This is a genomic window from Rhodococcus aetherivorans (genome assembly GCF_025722975.1).
Classification (GTDB): Bacteria; Actinomycetota; Actinomycetes; order Mycobacteriales; family Mycobacteriaceae; genus Rhodococcus; species Rhodococcus aetherivorans.
This window is the reverse complement of the sequence record NZ_CP106982.1, coordinates 507,910-525,536: the sequence shown is the minus strand read 5'-3', so window position 1 is coordinate 525,536 and position 17,627 is coordinate 507,910. Positions and strand designations below refer to the sequence as shown.

The window sequence follows — 17,627 nt, the reverse complement described above, 5'->3', positions numbered from 1 at the left end:
GTCTCAGGACAGGTACTCGGGGTCCGGGCAGGTCTTGTGCGACCAGTCCGACCCGAGGCGGCCCTGGTGCGAGTCCTCCGGGCACTCGCCGCTGCGCTCGCCCGCGCGCGCCAGGGACACCACGACGGATTTCGAGGTAGGGCAATTGCTCTGGCGTGCAGTCGAATCCAGCGGTACCAGCTCGTTGGTCTCGGGATAGTAGGCGGCCGCCGAGCCGCGCGGCGTGTCGTACTCGACAATCCGGAACGACCGCGCGCACCGGACCCGCTCGTCGCCGTCCCACCGGGTGAACAGGTCGACCAGGTCGCCGTCGTCGAAGCCGAGGGCGGCGATGTCGTCGCGGTGCAGGAAGATCACCCGCCGCCCGCCCTCGATGCCGCGGTACCGGTCGCTCAGCCCGTAGACGGTGGTGTTGAACTGGTCGTGGCTCCGCAGGGTCTGCAGGATCACGTGCCCCGCGGGCACCTGCAGCACGTCGATCGGGGAGACCGCGAACTCGGCCCGCCCGGAGGCGGTGTGGAAGGAGCGCGAATCGCGCGGCGGATGCGGCAGGACGAAGCCGCCCGGCCGCCGCACGTTCACGTCGTAGCTCTCGCACCCGGGCACCACCCGCGAGATCAGGCCGCGGACGACGCCGTAGTCGTCGCGCATCGCCTTCCAGTCGAGGCCGTACCGGTCCCCCAGCGTGGCCTCGGCGATCCGGGAGACGATCTCGACCTCGGACTTCAGGTGCGCGCTCGCCGGCGGCAACGGTCCGCGGGACGCGTGGACCGAGCACGTGGAGTCCTCGACCGTCACGAACTGCGGGCCCGACGCCTGCACGTCCTGCTCGGTGCGGCCCTTGGCCGGCAGGATCAGCGCCGTCTCGCCGCACACGAGATGCGACCGGTTGATCTTGGTGGAGACCTGCACCGTCATCCGGGCCCTGCGCATCGCCGCCGCGGTGACGTGGGTGTCCGGCGCGGCCTGCACGAAGTTGCCCCCGAGCCCCATGAAGAAGCGGGCCCGGCCGTCGCGCAGGGCCCGGATGGAGTCGACGGTGTCGAAGCCGTTCTCGCGCGGCGGATCGAAGCCGAACTCCCGTTGCAGCGCATCGAGGAAGTGGGCCGGCGGCCGCTCCCAGATACCCATGGTGCGGTCGCCCTGCACGTTCGAATGCCCGCGCACGGGGAACAGACCCGCGCCCCGCTTGCCGATGTTGCCCTGCGCGAGGGCCAGGTTGGTGACCTCCTTGATGGTGGCCACCGCGTTGCGGTGCTGGGTCAGGCCCATCGCCCAGCAGAACACCGTCGCGCGCGAGTCGCGCAGCAGCGTCGCCGCCTCGGTGATCTGCTCCCGCGACAGCCCCGTGGCGGTGGTGACGACGTCCCAGTCGACGCCGGCGACGTGGTGGCGCCACTGCTCGAAACCGTGGGTGTGCCGTTCGATGAACTCGTGGTCGAGCGCGTCCCATTCCACGAGCAGCGAACCGAACGCCTGCAGCAGCGCGAGGTCGCCGTTCAGCGCGATCGGCAGGTGCAGGTCCGACAGGTCGGTGCCGCGGCCGACGACTCCGCGTGGGGTCTGCGGATTGCGGAAGTTGACCAGGCCCGCCTCGCGCAGCGGGTTGATCGACAGGATCGTGGCGCCGTTGCGTTTCGCCTTCTCGAGGGCGGTCAGCATGCGCGGATGGTTCGTTCCCGGATTCTGGCCCTGCAGGACGATGAGCTCCGCGTGGTACACGTCGTCGAGCGTGACGCTCGCCTTGCCGATGCCGATCGACTCCTGCAGCGCGATGCTGGTGGACTCGTGGCACATGTTGGAGCAGTCGGGCAGGTTGTTCGTGCCGAAGGCCCGGGCGAACAGCTGGTAGGCGAATGCCACCTCGTTCGAGGCACGCCCGGAGGTGTAGAAGATCGCCTCGTCGGGGCTGTCGAGCGCCTCGAGTTCCGCACCGATCAGGGCGAACGCCTCGTCCCAGTCGATCGGCTCGTAGTGGGTGGCGCCGGGCCGCTTGATCATCGGATGCGTGATGCGGCCCTGCCGGCCGAGCCAGTGCTCGCTGTGCGAATCCAGGTCGGCGATGCTGTGTGCGGCGAAGAACTCGGGAGTGGCACGGCGCCGGGTCGCCTCCTCCGCCACCGCCTTCGCACCGTTCTCGCAGAACTCGGCGACCGATCGATGTCCCGGGTCCGGATCGGGCCACGCACAGCTCATGCAGTCGAAGCCCTCGGCCTGGTTCAGCCGCAACAGCGTCTGCGCCGTCCGGATCGGTCCCATCCGTTCGAGGGACCGCTTCAGCGACACCGCCACCGCGGTCGGGCCCGCGGCGTGATCCTCGGCGTCGTCGACCTCGAGGTCGCGCTCGTTGTAGTCCCGATCGTGTCTGCGCATCGCCGGCCCCTCGTCGTCCACACGGTGTCCGCGGTCGTCCACACCGTGTCCGCGCGCCCGGGTGCCCCGCGCACGCGTGTCGGTGCACTGCCTACCCGCGCGGCCCGCTCCCGAAACCGCGTTCACGAAGGTCGGCGGGCATCGCGGCAGCGTCGTACGGTGGCCCCATGAAGTGGTCGAAAGCCCTCGGAATCCCCGCCGCGGCGATGGCCGCGGTCGCCTCGTACGACCTGCTGCAGCGACGCCACGCGCTGCTGCGCAACTTCCCCGTCGTCGGGCACGGCCGCTACCTGCTCGAAGCGGTCGGTCCCGAGTTGCGGCAGTACATCACCACCGGCAACGACGAGGAGCGCCCCTTCACCCGCGATCAGCGTCGCTGGGTGTACGCGTCGTCGAAACTCGTGAACAACACCTTCGGTTTCGGCACCGACAACGACGTCGAATACACCGACGGTTACACGATCATCAAGCACCGCACGTTCTCCGAGACCCCGCCGTCGGCGGCGCCGCACGCCGGGGAGGAGCTGCAGATCCCGTCGGCGAAGATCCTCGGCGGGGCGCGCGGGCGGGCGAAGGCGTTCCGGCCGCAGTCGATCGTCAACATCTCGGCGATGAGCTTCGGCTCGCTGAGCGGGGCCGCCGTCTCGGCGCTCAACCGCGGTGCCGCCGCCAGCGGGTGCCTGCACAACACCGGCGAGGGCGGGCTGTCGCGCTACCACCGCAACGGGGCAGACCTGATCTTCCAGATCGGCACCGCGTACTTCGGCTGCCGCGACGAGGAGGGCCGGTTCGACCTGGCCCGGCTGAAGGCCGTCGTCGAGTCGGCGCCGGTGCGGGCGATCGAGATCAAACTGAGCCAGGGTGCCAAGCCCGGCCTCGGCGGCCTGCTGCCCGGAGCCAAGGTGACCCCCGAGATCGCCGAGATCCGCGGCATCCCGGAGGGTCGCGACTGTGTCAGCCCGTCGCGGCACACCACGTTCCACGACGTCGACAGCATGCTCGACTGGATCGAGCTGATCGCCCACGAGACCGGGTTGCCGGTCGGCATCAAGTCGGCGGTCGGCGACATGGCGTTCTGGCAGAACCTCGTCGACGCGATGTGCAACTCCGACCGCGGCGTCGACTTCGTGACGATCGACGGCGGCGAGGGTGGCACGGGCGCCGCGCCGCTCGTGTTCACGGACGCGGTCTCGCTGCCCTTCCGCAGCGGCTTCGCCCGGGTCTACAAGCTGTTCACGGAGGCGGGCCTCAGCGACGACGTGACGTTCATCGGCGCCGGCAAGCTCGGACTGCCCGACAACGCGGTGGTGGCGATGGCCCTGGGCTGCGACATGGTCAACATCGCGCGGGAGCCGATGCTCGCGATCGGCTGCATCCAGGCCCAGAAGTGCCACACCGACCGGTGTCCGACGGGCGTCGCCACCCAGAACCCGTGGCTCGAGCGGGGGCTCGACGTGGAGCTGAAGTCGGTGCGCGCCGCCAACTACATCCGGGCGCTGCGCCGGGACATCTTCAAGCTGGCCGAGGCGTGCGGCGTCGCGCATCCCGCTCTGATCACCCCGACCGACGTCGAGGTGGCGGACGGCAACCGCCGCGCGATCACGATCGCGGAAATGTACGGTTACCAGCCCGGCTGGGGCCTGCCCGGCGCGTCGGACCGGGAAGAGATCACGCGGCTGATGCTCGGGGTCGCCGCGGCCGAGGGGGGCGAGGGCTCGCCCGGCGCGCGCACGGTGCCGTGACGCGGGTCGGGTCGCTGTCCAGAATCCGGACAGTTCGGGGCGCCGAGCCCGCGTCACGCTGGAGCACGACCACTCGCGACACCGCGGAACCCGCCGGGAGGCAGATCGTGATCGACAAGATGTACGCCACGGTTCTCACCGTCGGCGGTGTCGTGTTCGCCGGCTGCCTGCTCCTCGGCGAGGCGATGGACGCGATGGGCGGCGGGGGCGGCGGTCGCGTCCCCGGACTGCGCGCGCTTCCGGGCGACACCGCCGAACAGGCCGAGTGCCTCTGCTAGAGTCTGCCGCGTGTCCGCTACCGCCGTGCCTCGCGTCCGCCATGAACTGGCGCTGATCGCTGTCGGCGTGCGCGCAGTCGCCGACGTCGACTGTCGTCGCTGACTCCCGTCACCAACCCTTGCGGCATCGTTGCCGCCCCCGGTTGCCGAGGAGTCGCGTCGCCCCGTCCGGCGTGACATTCGTCGGCCCGACTCGTTCGGGTCCACGTCTCCACCACCTTCGTCCGTCCTGCGGAGCGTCTCCTCGAACCGGTGTGCCCGCGTCCTCCCCCGGTCTCGCACAGAGACACTCCTGCAGGAAAGGCATCACCTCATGAAGAGACGATCGGGTCTGTTCGTCACCGCCCTCGCCGCCCTCGGCGCGACCGTGCTGACCGCGTGCTCCGGCGGATCCAGCGACACCGTGGGCGGAGGTGAGAGCAGCGGCGACGGCTCCGGCGGCACGATCAACCTGTACGCGTACGCCGTGCCGAAGCCCGGATTCGACAAGCTGATCCCCGCCTTCCAGGCCACCGAGGAGGGTGCGGACGTCGAGTTCCAGCAGTCCTACGGCGCCTCCGGCGATCAGTCCCGGAAGGTCAAGGACGGCGCCGAGGCGGACTTCGTCAACTTCTCCGTCGAGCCGGACATCACCCGTCTCGTCGACGCCGGGCTCGTCGAGGCCGATTGGAACTCCGGTCCGTACAACGGAATTCCCTTCGGTTCGGTGGTGACGATCGTGGTGCGCGAGGGCAACCCCAAGAACATCACCGACTGGGACGACCTGCTGCAGCCCGGCCTCGAGGTCGTCACGCCCAACCCGTTCAGTTCCGGCTCGGCCAAGTGGAACCTGCTCGCCCCCTACGCGGCGAAGAGCGACGGCGGCGCGAACCCGCAGGCGGGTCTGGACTACGTCACCACACTCGTGAACGAGCACGTCAAGATCCAGCCCAAGTCCGGTCGCGAGGCCACCGAGGCGTTCCTGCAGGGCTCCGGCGACGTGCTGCTCAGCTACGAGAACGAGGCGCTGTTCATCGAGCGCAACGGCGACCCTGTCGAGCACGTCACCCCGCCCACCACCTTCAAGATCGAGAATCCGGCTGCAGTGCTCACGAATTCGAAGAACGCCGAGAAGGCACGGGCGTTCGCGGACTTCCTCTACACCCCGCAAGCGCAGCGTCTGTGGGCGGAGGCGGGCTTCCGTCCCGTCGACCCCGCGGTGGCGGAGGAGTTCGCGGCCGACTTCCCGCAGCCGGCGAAGCTGTGGACGATCGCGGACCTGGGCGGCTGGAAGGCCGTCGACGAGCAGTTGTTCAAGGCCGAGACCGGCTCGATCGCCGTGATCTACGACAACGCCACGAAGTAGAGCCCGGACAGTGAGTATCACCGACAGCGCCACCGGGGTGGGATCGAGGCCGGCTCCCGCCCCGGCGGCGCGCCGCCGCACTCCGCTGCGTGCAGCCACCGGCACGGTCGGACCGCTCGGCATCGGAGTGGCCGTGCTGTGGCTGTCCGTCATCGTTCTGTTGCCGCTCGCGGCGCTGGCCACCGAGGCGTTCGCCGACGGTCCGAGTGGCTTCTGGAACGCCGTCACCGCCCCGGCCGCGCTGGCGACGCTGCGGATCACCGTGGTCGTCTCCGCAATCGTCGCGGTCGTCAACGTGGTCATGGGCACCCTCATCGCGTGGGTACTGGTGCGCGACGAGTTCCCGGGCAAGAAGTTCGTCAATGCCCTGATCGACCTGCCCTTCGCGCTGCCCACCATCGTGGCGAGCATTGTGCTGCTGGCGCTGTACGGGCCGGAGAGCCCGATCGGTATCCATCTCAACGCCTCCCAGCCGGGGCTCGTCGTCGCGCTGGCATTCGTGACGCTGCCGTTCGTGGTGCGTTCGGTGCAGCCGGTGCTCCTCGAAGCGGACCGAGAGGTGGAAGAGGCCGCGGCGTCCCTCGGCGCGAACAACCTGACCATCTTCCGGTCCGTGGTACTGCCCGTGCTGACCCCGGCTGTCGTCAGCGGTGCCGGGCTCGCGTTCGCCCGTGCCCTCGGCGAATACGGATCGATCGTGCTCATCGGCGGCAACATCCCGTACGAGACCCAGGTGGCGTCGCAGTACATCCAGCAGCAGATCGAGATCGACCGCCCGGTGAACGCTGCCGCGGTGTCCGTGGCACTGCTGCTCATCGCCTTCGTCGTGCTGTTCGTGCTGCGCCTGGCAGCCGGACGCAGCCTGCGCCGGGAGGAGGAGGACCGATGAAGGTCTCCCCGTGGACGCGAATCTCGCTGCGGACGATCGCACTCGGCTACCTGTTGGTCCTGTTGCTCGTTCCGATCGGGGTGATCCTCTACCGCACATTCGAGAACGGCGTGGGTGCGTTCCTCCAGTCGATCAGCACGCCCGCGGCGATCTCGGCGTTGAACCTGTCGCTGCTGATCGTCGCCATCGTGGTGCCCGTCAACGTCGTGTTCGGTGTCGTCGTCGCACTTGCGCTCGTGCGCGGCCGGTTCCGCGGCCGCGGGCTGCTGCAAGCCGTGGTGGACCTGCCGTTCGCCGTCTCGCCGATCGTCGTCGGTGTCGCCCTGATCATGCTGTGGGGTGCCGGCGGGTGGTTCGGAGGTGTCGAATCCCTCGGATTCAAGGTGATATTCGGGCTACCGGGCATGGTGATCGCCACGATCTTCGTCACCTTGCCGTTCGTCGTGCGCGAGGTCGAACCGGTGCTTCACGAGATCGGCCAGGAACAGGAGCAGGCCGCCGCGACACTCGGCGCGAACGGCTGGCAGACGTTCCGGCGCATCACCCTCCCCTCGATCCGGTGGGGCCTGACGTACGGCGTGGTCCTCACCGTCGCCCGCGCGCTCGGCGAGTTCGGGGCTGTCATCATGGTCTCTTCCGGCTTCCCCGGCGTGTCCCAGACCCTGACGTTGCTGGTGCACTCCCGCTACATCGACGACCACAACACCTTCGGCGCCTACTGCGCCGCGACCCTGCTCATGGCCATCGCCGTGATCGTGCTGCTGCTGATGACCCTGCTCGACCGCAAGAGGAGTACCAGATGATCACCGTCACGGGCGCACGAAAGAACTACGGCGACTTCGCGGCCCTCGACGACGTCGACATCGAGATCCCGTCCGGGTCGCTCACCGCGCTGCTCGGACCCTCGGGGTCCGGTAAGTCGACGCTGCTGCGGTCCATCGCCGGACTGGAAACCCTCGATGACGGCATCGTGCGCATCGGCGGCGACGACGTGACCGGCGTGACCCCGCAGAAGCGGGACATCGGTTTCGTCTTCCAGCACTACGCGGCGTTCAAGCACATGACCGTCCGCGAGAACGTCGCGTTCGGATTGAAGATCCGCAAGCGGCCCAAGACCGAAATCGGCCGCCGCGTCGACGAACTGCTCGGCATCGTCGGGCTCGACGGGTTCCAGCAACGCTATCCGGCACAGCTGTCCGGCGGCCAGCGCCAGCGCATGGCCCTGGCCCGCGCCCTCGCCGTCGATCCCAAGGTGCTGCTGCTCGACGAACCGTTCGGCGCGCTCGACGCCAAGGTGCGCGCCGACCTGCGCACGTGGCTGCGCCGCTTGCACGACGAGGTGCACGTGACCACCGTGCTGGTCACCCATGATCAGGAGGAGGCGCTCGACGTCGCCGACCGGATCGCCGTGATGAACCGGGGCCGCATCGAGCAGGTCGGAACCCCGCGGGACCTGTACGACCGGCCCACGAACGACTTCGTGATGTCGTTCCTGGGCAATGTCTCCAGGCTGAACGGAAAGCTGGTGCGGCCGCACGACATCCGTCTCGGTCGCGAACCCGATCTCGCCCGCGCCCAGGACGCGGGCACCGCCGGGTCCGTGGGTGTCACCCGCGCGACGGTGGAGCGGGTCGTGCACCTCGGGTTCGAGGTCCGCGTCGAGCTGCGCAACGCCGCGACCGGTGAGGACTTCACCGCGCAGGTCACCCGCGGCGACGCACGCGCTCTCGGTCTCGCGCCCGGCGAGACCGTCTATGCGCGCGCGACCGAGGAACCGGCGCTGCCGGAGACGACGCGGGTGCCGATCGGCTAGAGCCACGCCCGCCCACCGGCGCCTCACTCGGCCGAATGTCACACAGGTTCAGTTGGATCGAACCCGTGTGACATTCGGCCATTCAGGCGTGCGGTATCACCCCGCGGACTGCTCGGGTCCTGCGGCGGGTTCGAATCACCCGGATCGGAATCCGTGACGAGCAGGACCCCGCCGGGCGACAGTGATCTCCACGCGCCCCGCCCGCTCGGTGTGCACGCCGATCACTCACCCGAGATCCGTGAAAGGTACTACCCGATGAACGCTTTCCCCGGTGGGTCGGCGTGAGCGCGCCGACCGGGATCCGTCCCGCGCCGGCGAGCACCGCCGAGCCCGACGACGCCGGGCTGGTCGTCGCCCCCGCCCGCCACCCGCTGCGCTGGCTGGTCGCCGCCCTCGCCCTCGTCCTGGTGGCGCAGTTCGTGCACGGCCTGGCTACCAACCCGGGCTGGGACTGGGCGACGTTCGCTCGGTACTTCACCGCACAGTCCGTGCTCTCGGCCCTGGTGGTGACCATCGAACTCACCGTGTGGGGAACGGTTCTCGGATTCGGGCTCGGCGTGCTGCTCGCCGTCGGCAGGCTGTCCAGGAATCCCGTCCTGCAGGTGATCTCCTGGGTGTACATCTGGGCGTTCCGATCCATCCCGCTCATCGTGCAGCTGCTGTTCTGGTTCAACATCGCGTACCTGTACCGAACACTGTCGCTGGGTGTCCCGTTCGGACCGTCGTTCTTCGAGTTCGAGGTCACCGGCGTGATCTCCGGCTTCACCGCCGCGGTGATCGGCCTGGCCCTGCATCAGGCCGCCTACTCGGCGGAGATCATCCGCGCCGGCATCATCTCCGTGGACCACGGCCAGATCGAGGCGGCGCAGGCCCTGGGCATCCCTCGCCGCCGGCAGTTCTTCAAGATCGTTCTGCCGCAGGCCATGCGATCGATCCTGCCCAACGCCGCCAACGAGGTCATCAGCCTGTTCAAGGGCACCTCGATCGTCTCCACGATGGCGATCGCCGAGCTGTTCTATCAGGTGCAGGTCGTCTTCGGCCGCAACGGCCGGGTCGTGCCCCTGCTCATGGTGGCCACCGTCTGGTACATCGTGCTCACCACCGCGTTGTCGATCGTCCAGTACTACGTGGAGCGGCACTACGCGCGCGGCTCGTCCCGCGCCCTCCCGCTCACCCCCTGGCAGAAGACCGTCGCCAAGTTCCGCGAGATCCGCGACTCGGGTATCGCCGCACCCCGGGGAGCCACCCGGTGACCACGCCGGTCGATCCCACCCCGTACGCCGTCGACGTCCGGGGCGTGCACAAGTCGTTCGGATCCCTCGAGGTCCTCAGGGGTGTCGACCTGAAGGTCCGCAAGGGCGAGGTCACGGTGATCCTCGGCCCCTCCGGCTCCGGCAAGTCCACCCTGCTGCGCACCCTCAACCACCTCGAGAAGGTCGACCGCGGCACGGTCCGCATCGACGGCGAACTCGTCGGCTACCGCCGCCGGGGCAACAAGCTGCACGAGTTACGCGAGAGGGACATCCTCCGTCAACGGTCGCGCATCGGATTCGTGTTCCAGAACTTCAACCTCTTCCCGCACCTGACCGTGCTCGAGAACGTGATCGAGGCGCCGATCTCCACGCAGCGCCGCGACCGCGCCGAGGTCGAGACGCTCGCCCGCGAACTGCTCGACCGGGTCGGCGTCGGCGACAAGATCCACGACTACCCCAAACAGCTGTCCGGTGGGCAGCAGCAGCGGGTCGCCATCGCCCGCGCCCTCGCGCTGCGCCCGGCCGTGATCCTGTTCGACGAGCCGACCTCCGCGCTCGACCCCGAACTGGTCGGCGAGGTGCTCGAGGTGATCCGCGACCTGGCCCGCGACGGTGCGACCCTGGTGATCGTCACCCACGAGATCGGCTTCGCGCGTGAGGTTGCCGACACCGTCGTGTTCATGGACGGCGGCGTCGTCGTCGAACAAGGTCCGCCCGCGCAGGTTCTCGACCGGCCCACCCAGGAGCGCACCCGCGCCTTCCTGTCCAAAGTCCTCTGAAGTCCTCCCGAAAGGCAATGATGTCCGCGTTGACCCGACGCACGAGGCTGGTCGCCTCGGCCCTGACCGCCGTCGCCCTGCTGTCGGTCGCCGCCTGCGGCACCGACGAGCCCGACGCGGCCGGCACCGCCGGCTACAACCTCACCGCCGACCAGAACCGCATCACCACCGACCCCGTACCCGAGATCGCGGCCGAGGTCCCGCAGTCCATCCGCGACCGCGGCACCCTCATCGTCACGGGGTCTGCCGGCACCGCACCTCCGCTGCGGTTCTACGCCGACGACGACAAGACCATCATCGGCTCCGAGACCGACTTCGCGCATCTCCTCGGCGACGTTCTCGACCTCGACGTCGAGCTCACCGCCGCGGACTGGGCGCAGAACTTCGTGCGCGTCGACTCCGGTGAGGCGGACGTGTTCATCTCCAATGTCACCGTCACGGAGGAACGCAAGGAGAAGTACGACTTCTCCACCTACCGCCTCGACAACCTCGCCTTCGAGGTGAAGAAGGACAGCGGGATCGAGGTGAAGGACCCGAAGGATGTCGCGGGTCTGAAGGTCGGCGTGAGCTCCGGCACCAATCAGGAGGCGCTGCTCGTCGAGTGGAACGAGCAGAACGTCGCCGCGGGCCTCGAGCCCACCGAAATCCTCTACTTCCAGAACGCCACCGACTACTACCTCGCGCTCGGCTCCGGCCGCATCGACGCCTACTTCGGGCCCAATCCGTCCGCGTCGTTCCACGTCATCCAGGCCGGTGAGACCGAGATCGCCGGCACGTTCTCCGGCGCGGGCCCGGACCTGCAGGGCGAAATCGCGGTCCTGACCAAGAAGGACAACGGCCTGATCGAGGCGATCAACGCGGCGCTCAACCACGTCATCGAGAACGGCACCTACCAGCAGGTGCTCGACCGATGGGGTATCGCGAACGAGGCGGTCGAGACGTCGGTGATCAATCCTCCGGGCCTGCCGAAGAAGCAGTAACCGGACGACAGCCAGGGAGGGACAGCAATGAGCCGGGTGGAGCCCCGGGCCGACGTCGTGATCGTCGGGGGTGGCGTCATCGGATCGGCGGCGGCGTGGCGTCTGGCCACCCGCGGGAAGTCGGTGACCCTGCTCGAGCAGTTCGAGCCGGGTCATCGCCGCGGCGCCTCGCACGGCAGTTCCCGCATCTACCGGCAGGCCTACGACGGCGAGTTCTACACGGCGCTCGCCGGCCGTGCCCTGCCGCTCTGGCGGCACCTGCAGGACACCACGGGCACGGAGGTACTGACCCTCACCGGCGCGGTCGACCACGGACTGCCCGCCGTCGTCGAGTCGCGTGCCCGGTCGCTGGCCGCCCTCGGAATCCGGCACGAGGTCCTCGAGCCGTGCTCCGCGGAACGTCGTTGGCCCGGGATACGGTTCGACACAGCCGTCGTGCATCATCCCGAGGCGGGCCGGCTGCACGCCGACCGCGCGGTCGCCGCGTTCCAGGAGGCCGCGGCGCAGGCCGGGGCCGACGTGCGGCACGGGATCGTGGTCGAAAGCCTGCACAGCCACGGACACGGCGTCGACGTGGTCACCCCGGACGCGGTGGTGCGCGGCCGGCATGTCGTCGTCGCGGCCGGCGCATGGTCGCACCGGTTGCTCACCCGGGCTTCGGATCCGGCGCCCCGCCTCCCGGCGATGCGGACGACGCAGGAGCAGCCCGCGCACTTCGTTCCCGTCACGGGCCCCGACTGGCCGAGCTTCGTCCATCACCCCGGCGCGTTGCTCACGACAGCCGGCATCTACGGGCTCGGCTCCGAGGACGGCATCAAGATCGGCGAGCACGGCACCGGACCCGAAGTGACGCCCGAGACGAGAACCTTCCGGGCCGACCCCGCCGGCCTCGCGCGGCTCGCCGCCTACGCCGCCCGGTGGCTGCCCGGCGTCGACCCGGGCAGCGCCGTGGCCGACACCTGCCTGTACACCAGCACACCCGACAGCAACTTCGTCGTGGACCGCATCGGCGCCGTCGTCGTGGCCGCGGGCTTCTCCGGGCACGGCTTCAAGTTCGCCCCCGCAATCGGGGAGCTGATCGCGGGGCTCGTCGAAGGCACGGCCGTCGCGCCGGAGCCGTTCCGGTTCGGCACCCGCGAGGCGGTGACCGCGCGATGACCACCGCCCGCCGCATCCAGGTCTGCCCCGTGCGGCAGGACGACCCGCTGGCCGCCCCGCTGCTCACCGAACTCGCCGTCGAATACAGCACCCGCTACGAACGTCCGCTCGACGAGCAGATCCACACCCTCACCACCCACCCGGCCGACGAGTTCGCCGAACCCGACGGGACGTTGCTGATGCTCGTCGAGGACGGAGAACCCGTCGCCGGGGGCGCGTTCCGCCGTTACGACGCGACCACCGCAGAGCTCAAGCGCATCTGGACGTCGAAGGCGCACCGCCGCCGCGGACTCGGCAGACTCGTGCTGGAGGAACTCGAGGCCGAGGCGGCCCGGAGGGGGTACGCCCGCATCTACCTGACCACCGGGTGGCGTCAACCCGAGGCGGTCGCGCTGTACCTGGCCGCGGGATACACCGCCCTGTTCGATCCCGGCCGACCGGCCGAGGAGATCGGGCCGCACCCCTTCGAGAAGACGCTGATCCGGTTGCGGACGGACTGAACCGCGCCGAGCGGCTCGAAGCAGTGCACGAATCGGACATCCGCAGCCGTCGTGACGGGTGCGGACGTCCGATTCTCGTGTGAACTCTCCGCCGCCACGATCCTCCCGAAGACCCCCCACCAGGCCCGGCAGCATCGCGAGCCCGCGGTGCTGCCGGTGCGCCCTGCTGCCGGACGCCCCTGTGACGCCACCGATCCCCGCCGCACACCGACCAGGAGTCTCGCCGATGACCTCGACAACACCCGTCCACCTCGCCGTCGCGCTCGACGGCGCCGGTTGGCATCCCGCCGCGTGGCGTGAAGAGAATTCACGCCCCGACGAATTGACCTCACCCACGTACTGGGCCGATCTCGTCACCACCGCGGAACGCGGGCTGCTGGACTTCGTCACGATCGAGGATTCCCTTGCCGTACCCGCGAACCCGTACACGAGCGAGGACCCCGACGCGGTGGACCGGGTACGGGTCCGGCTCGATGCGCACCTGATCGCCGCGCGGGTTGCACCGTCGACCCGGCACATCGGGCTGATCCCGACGATCACCACCACGCACACCGAACCGTTCCACGTGTCCAAGGCGCTGGCCACCCTCGACTACACATCGCACGGCCGCGCCGGCTGGCAGGTCAAGGTGTCCTCCTCCGCGCAGGAGGCCGCACACTTCGGCCGGCGCGACATCCCCGGACTCGACAAGCGCGACCGGCAGGCGCTCGCCGAGAATCGCCTGCCCGAGTTCGTCCACGACCTGTTCGACGAGGCCGCCGACGCCGTCGAGGTCGTTCGGCGGCTGTGGGACAGCTGGGAGGACGACGCGGAGCTCCGCGACGTGAAGACACGACGGTTCATCGACCGCGACAAGCTGCACTACATCAACTTCGAAGGCCGGTTCTTCCACGTTCGAGGGCCGTCGATCACGCCCCGACCGCCGCAGGGACAGCCGGTGGTCGCACTGCTGGCCCACCGCGACCTTCCGTACGAACTGGCCTCGCGGCAGGCAGATCTGGTGTTCGTCACCCCGGCGGACACCCGCCGCGTGCGTGACCTCGTCGACGAGGTCACGGCGGCGGGCGTGCGGGTCGGGCGTGTCGGTGAACCGCTGCGGGTGTATGCGGACCTCATGGTCTTCCTCGACACGCCGCGCGAGAGCGGCGCCGAGCGGCTCCGGCGTCTCGACGCACTCGCGGGCAGCGCATTCGACTCGGATGCACTCGTGTTCACCGGGTCGGCGGCCGAACTCGCCGACCGGATCGGTGAGTGGCGTCGACAGGGTATCGACGGCTTCCGGCTCCGGCCCGGGGTGGCAGTCGACGACCTCGACGTCATCGTCGACGCGCTCGTCCCGATCCTGCAACAGCGCGAGGTGTTCCGCTCCGAGTACCCCGGCACGTCCCTGCGCGGACTTCTGGATCTGCCGACCGACATTCCCCACCGCTACGCCGTCACCACGGCCGGAACCGAAGGACACGACCGATGAGCACACGCAAGCAGGTCATCCTCGGGGCCTACCTCGGCGGTGTCAATCACCACACCGCATGGTGGGATCCCCGGGCGGGCAGCCAGATCGAGTTCTCGACCTTCGAGCACACCGCCCGTACCGCCGAGCGCGGCAAGTTCGACTTCTTCTTCCTCGCCGACGGCCTCGTGCTGCGCGAGCGCGCGGGCCGGATCTTCGATCAGGACATCATCGGCCGGCCCGACACCTTCACGGTCCTCGCGTCGCTGGCCGCCGTCACGGACCACCTCGGCCTGGCCGCCACCATCAACACGACCTTCAACGAGCCGTACGAGCTGGCTCGGCAGATCGCCTCTCTCGATCACCTCTCCGGCGGCCGGGCCGCGTGGAACGTGGTCACCTCCTTCGATGCCTTCACGGGGCGCAACTTCCGCCGCGGCGGCTTCCTGGATCGCTCCCAACGGTACGAGCGCGCGGAGGAGACCCTGACGCTCATCCGTCGACTCTGGGATTCGTGGCGTAGCGACGACATCGTCGCCGACAAGGCCGGCGGCCGGTTCCTGCGTCGACCCGACGCCGGCGCCTTCGAACACCACGGCAACCACTTCGACGTGCACGGCAGGTTCACGGTTCCGCGCAGCCCCCAGGGACGCCCGGTGATCCTCCAGGCCGGGGTGTCCCCGCAGGGCCGGGACTTCGCTGCCGCGAACGCCGACGCCATCTTCTCCCCGTACGGGAAGCTGCCCGAGGCCACGGAGTTCTACCGAGATGTCAAGGCCCGGGCGATCGCTGCCGGCCGCTCCGCCGACGACATCAAGATCCTGCCGTCGGCGAGCTTCGTGATCGGTGACACCGAGGCCGAGGCCGTCGAGAAGTACCACGAGATCCGTAACCAGCAGGTCACCGGGCAGACCGCACTGATCCTGCTCGAGCAGATCTGGAATCGGGATCTGTCCGAATACGATCCGGAGGGCCCGCTGCCGGACATCGATCCCGACCCCGACGCCGAGCCGATCATCCAGGGACGGGCGTTCGTCCACCAGGACCGGTTCGAGACCGTCGCACGGCTCCGCGCGATCGCGGAGGAGAAGAAGCTGACGCTGCGAGAGGTCGTGATCGACCAGTTCGAGCGCGGACCCCTCGTCGGTACCGCGGCACGGATCGCCGAGCAGATCGACGCCTTCGTGCAGAACGACGGCTCGGACGGGTTCATCCTCGGTTCGCACCTCGTGCCTTGGGGGCTCGACGATTTCGTCGACGAGGTGGTGCCCCTGCTGCAGGACCGTGGTGTCCTCCGCGCCGAGTACACCGGAACCACGCTGCGGCACAACCTCGGGCTGCGGGTGCCGGCCGATCCGGTGGCGGTCGGCGGTTAACCCACCTCCCGCGTGACACTCACCGATCGGGCGCAGACGCCCCGGCAGACGACGTCGGTGGTGCCGGTCTGTGCGGCCGCCGGCTTCACCACCCTGCTCGATTCGTCGGTGCTGAACATCGGCCTTCCCGCCTTGCGGACCGGTCTCGACGCGGGCGTTTCGCAGGTGCAGTGGATCCTGGCCGCATACTCGCTGAGCTTCGGTCTTGCGCTGGTCCCGGCAGGCCGGCTCGGCGATGTGGCCGGCCGGCGGCGGCTGTTCCTCGCGGGCATGACCCTCTTCGCGGTCATGGGGGTGTGCGGAGCTGTCGCGTCCGACCCCTGGACGGTCGTCGCCGCACGGGCCGGTCAGGGGGTCGGGGCGGGCCTGATCAGCGCGCAGGTGCTCGGGATCCTGGCCGAGAACTACACCGGCCCGGCGCGCGCCCGGGCCCTGGCCGCCTACAGCACGGCCGGAGGCCTCGCCGGGCTGTGCGGTCCACTCGTCGGTGGGCTGGTGCTCGGCGCTGCACCCGGGGACTACGGGTGGCGTGTTCTGCTGATTCTCAACGTGCCGTGCGCACTCGTCACACTCGTGCTCGCGGCCCGCCGCCTGCCCCCGGATCGGGGACGACCGTCGGCCCGCAGCGGGGTCGATGCCGGGGGCCTCGCGCTGCTCGCGGCGGCCACGACGCTGGTGATGGTGCCCGTGGTCTCCGAACCGGGTCCGGTGGGTGCGGTGTTCGCCGTCGGGGGAGCGGCGGTCTCACTCGCCACCTTCCTGTGGTGGGAACGCCGTGTCGCCGTGCGCGGCGGCAAGCCCGTGCTGCTTCCCGAACTGACCGGATCCGGCGGATACGTCCTCGGTACCTTGGTCGCACTGTTCTGGTTCGGTGCGGTGCTATCCCTGAACACCGTCGTGAGCCTGTACCTCATCGAGGGGCGCGGCTATGCCGCGGTCCAGGCCGCCGCCGTGCTGTCCGCCGCCGCCGCGGCGATGGCCGTCGCCTCGGCCGTGGGGTGGCGGGTCGTCGCGCGATACGGCCGGGTGACGGTCGTCGTGGCGGTGGCGGCCGAGATCGCCGTCGTCGGTGGCTACGCCGCCGCTGTGCGGCACGACGCCACGATGCCGGTGTTCGTGGCGCTGGCCGCTCTGTCGGGTCTCTCGGGTGGATTCGTGGATGCACCCAACCGGGCGCTGACGCTCGAGTCGTCCCCGGCGGGTGGTCACGGTGTCGCGGCCGGGTTCCTGCAGCTGTCACAGCGGTTGTCCGCGACGGTCGCCCTCGCCGCGGTGTCCGGCCTGTATCTGTCGGCGCTGGCGACGGACGGGGACGACGTCGCCGGTGCCGCGTCGGCCGGCCTCGCGGTGTGCGCCGCCATGCTCGCGGTGTCGCTGCTCTGTGCGCTCGCCGACCGGCGCCGTCGTGCCGGCGCCGGGTTTCGATCACGGTGAGCGAAAGGGTTCTCCGAACTCGTTCGCAACGCGTACGGTCACCGGGAACCATCCAGAGCGACCGAGAGACCCGGCTCGACGACGTCGCAGCAACCCCCTGCCGCAGGTGAGGGTGCTACCGCCGGGAACGATGGAGGAGAAGGCATGGCAGGCGAGGGGTTCGTGGGCGCGTGGGCGCGCTTGCACGTCGACCTGTGCCGTCAGTGCTCGGGCATCTGTCGCCCCCGATCCTGTCGCGCCTGAGCGGCGCAACCCAG

At 69.6% G+C, this 17,627-nt stretch carries 16 protein-coding genes and 1 riboswitch; of the genes, 15 read left to right on the top strand and 1 reads right to left on the bottom strand.

Annotation, left to right across the window (positions count from 1 at the left end; genetic code table 11):
- Positions 1–3 precede the first annotated feature (3 nt).
- Complete coding sequence (locus tag OCS65_RS02425; RefSeq protein ID WP_231772293.1) at positions 4–2,373, bottom strand: FdhF/YdeP family oxidoreductase; 2,370 nt, start codon at positions 2,371–2,373, stop codon at positions 4–6.
- 167 nt (positions 2,374–2,540) lie between these two features.
- Between OCS65_RS02425 and OCS65_RS02420 the strand changes: the two genes are divergently transcribed.
- From OCS65_RS02420 to OCS65_RS02355, 15 genes are all read left to right on the top strand, one after another.
- Entirely contained in the window at positions 2,541–4,115 is a 1,575-nt protein-coding gene (locus OCS65_RS02420; protein ID WP_168580398.1) for an FMN-binding glutamate synthase family protein, read from the top strand.
- A 107-nt stretch (positions 4,116–4,222) separates the two neighbouring features.
- On the top strand, positions 4,223–4,393 hold the full coding sequence (locus OCS65_RS02415; protein ID WP_231772292.1) for a hypothetical protein: 171 nt from the start codon (positions 4,223–4,225) through the stop codon (positions 4,391–4,393).
- A 10-nt stretch (positions 4,394–4,403) separates the two neighbouring features.
- Positions 4,404–4,496, top strand: a complete 93-nt coding sequence (locus OCS65_RS29910; protein ID WP_312026504.1) for an Ms4533A family Cys-rich leader peptide — start codon at positions 4,404–4,406, stop codon at positions 4,494–4,496.
- 210 nt (positions 4,497–4,706) lie between these two features.
- Positions 4,707–5,738, top strand: a complete 1,032-nt coding sequence (locus OCS65_RS02410) for a sulfate ABC transporter substrate-binding protein (protein ID WP_006943619.1) — start codon at positions 4,707–4,709, stop codon at positions 5,736–5,738.
- Positions 5,739–5,754: 16 nt separating this feature from the next.
- A complete protein-coding gene (gene cysT / locus OCS65_RS02405) occupies positions 5,755–6,627 on the top strand; it encodes a sulfate ABC transporter permease subunit CysT (RefSeq protein WP_050036481.1) in 873 nt (290 codons plus the stop codon).
- Entirely contained in the window at positions 6,624–7,430 is an 807-nt protein-coding gene (gene cysW, locus OCS65_RS02400) for a sulfate ABC transporter permease subunit CysW (RefSeq protein WP_010594194.1), read from the top strand. Before cysT ends, cysW begins: the two co-directional genes overlap by 4 nt.
- Entirely contained in the window at positions 7,427–8,440 is a 1,014-nt protein-coding gene (locus OCS65_RS02395; protein ID WP_231772291.1) for a sulfate/molybdate ABC transporter ATP-binding protein, read from the top strand. Before cysW ends, OCS65_RS02395 begins: the two co-directional genes overlap by 4 nt.
- 281 nt (positions 8,441–8,721) lie before the next feature.
- Positions 8,722–9,693, top strand: coding sequence for an amino acid ABC transporter permease (locus tag OCS65_RS02390; RefSeq protein ID WP_006943626.1), 972 nt, complete (start codon positions 8,722–8,724; stop codon positions 9,691–9,693).
- A complete protein-coding gene (locus OCS65_RS02385) occupies positions 9,690–10,472 on the top strand; it encodes an amino acid ABC transporter ATP-binding protein (RefSeq protein ID WP_231772290.1) in 783 nt (260 codons plus the stop codon). The genes OCS65_RS02390 and OCS65_RS02385 overlap by 4 nt, the downstream gene beginning before the upstream one ends.
- 20 nt (positions 10,473–10,492) lie before the next feature.
- Positions 10,493–11,452, top strand: a complete 960-nt coding sequence (locus OCS65_RS02380) for an ABC transporter substrate-binding protein (protein ID WP_231772956.1) — start codon at positions 10,493–10,495, stop codon at positions 11,450–11,452.
- A gap of 27 nt (positions 11,453–11,479) precedes the next feature.
- Positions 11,480–12,610, top strand: coding sequence for an FAD-dependent oxidoreductase (locus OCS65_RS02375; protein WP_102800094.1), 1,131 nt, complete (start codon positions 11,480–11,482; stop codon positions 12,608–12,610).
- Positions 12,607–13,110, top strand: coding sequence for a GNAT family N-acetyltransferase (locus tag OCS65_RS02370; RefSeq protein WP_231772289.1), 504 nt, complete (start codon positions 12,607–12,609; stop codon positions 13,108–13,110). The genes OCS65_RS02375 and OCS65_RS02370 overlap by 4 nt, the downstream gene beginning before the upstream one ends.
- Positions 13,111–13,336: 226 nt before the next feature.
- A complete protein-coding gene (locus tag OCS65_RS02365) occupies positions 13,337–14,581 on the top strand; it encodes an LLM class flavin-dependent oxidoreductase (protein ID WP_231772288.1) in 1,245 nt (414 codons plus the stop codon).
- Positions 14,578–15,936 (top strand): NtaA/DmoA family FMN-dependent monooxygenase, encoded by a 1,359-nt coding sequence (locus OCS65_RS02360; RefSeq protein WP_231772287.1) that lies wholly within the window; start codon positions 14,578–14,580, stop codon positions 15,934–15,936. Before OCS65_RS02365 ends, OCS65_RS02360 begins: the two co-directional genes overlap by 4 nt.
- A gap of 12 nt (positions 15,937–15,948) precedes the next feature.
- Positions 15,949–17,370: an MFS transporter gene (locus tag OCS65_RS02355; protein ID WP_231772286.1), complete on the top strand. Its 1,422-nt coding sequence runs from the start codon at positions 15,949–15,951 to the stop codon at positions 17,368–17,370.
- Positions 17,371–17,415: 45 nt separating this feature from the next.
- Positions 17,416–17,507, top strand: a riboswitch (SAM riboswitch).
- Positions 17,508–17,627: the final 120 nt, after the last annotated feature.

What these genes read in the sequence shown, in the direction of transcription:
- OCS65_RS02380 (WP_231772956.1), top strand. Translation starts at nt 10,493, where the DNA reads ATGTCCGCGTTGACCCGACGCACGAGGCTGGTCGCCTCGGCCCTGACC.
- cysW (WP_010594194.1), top strand. Translation starts at nt 6,624, where the DNA reads ATGAAGGTCTCCCCGTGGACGCGAATCTCGCTGCGGACGATCGCACTC.
- OCS65_RS02375 (WP_102800094.1), top strand. Translation starts at nt 11,480, where the DNA reads ATGAGCCGGGTGGAGCCCCGGGCCGACGTCGTGATCGTCGGGGGTGGC.
- OCS65_RS02420 (WP_168580398.1), top strand. Translation starts at nt 2,541, where the DNA reads ATGAAGTGGTCGAAAGCCCTCGGAATCCCCGCCGCGGCGATGGCCGCG.
- OCS65_RS02395 (WP_231772291.1), top strand. Translation starts at nt 7,427, where the DNA reads ATGATCACCGTCACGGGCGCACGAAAGAACTACGGCGACTTCGCGGCC.
- OCS65_RS02360 (WP_231772287.1), top strand. Translation starts at nt 14,578, where the DNA reads ATGAGCACACGCAAGCAGGTCATCCTCGGGGCCTACCTCGGCGGTGTC.
- OCS65_RS02410 (WP_006943619.1), top strand. Translation starts at nt 4,707, where the DNA reads ATGAAGAGACGATCGGGTCTGTTCGTCACCGCCCTCGCCGCCCTCGGC.
- OCS65_RS02370 (WP_231772289.1), top strand. Translation starts at nt 12,607, where the DNA reads ATGACCACCGCCCGCCGCATCCAGGTCTGCCCCGTGCGGCAGGACGAC.
- OCS65_RS02425 (WP_231772293.1), bottom strand. Translation starts at nt 2,373, where the DNA reads ATGCGCAGACACGATCGGGACTACAACGAGCGCGACCTCGAGGTCGAC.
- OCS65_RS02365 (WP_231772288.1), top strand. Translation starts at nt 13,337, where the DNA reads ATGACCTCGACAACACCCGTCCACCTCGCCGTCGCGCTCGACGGCGCC.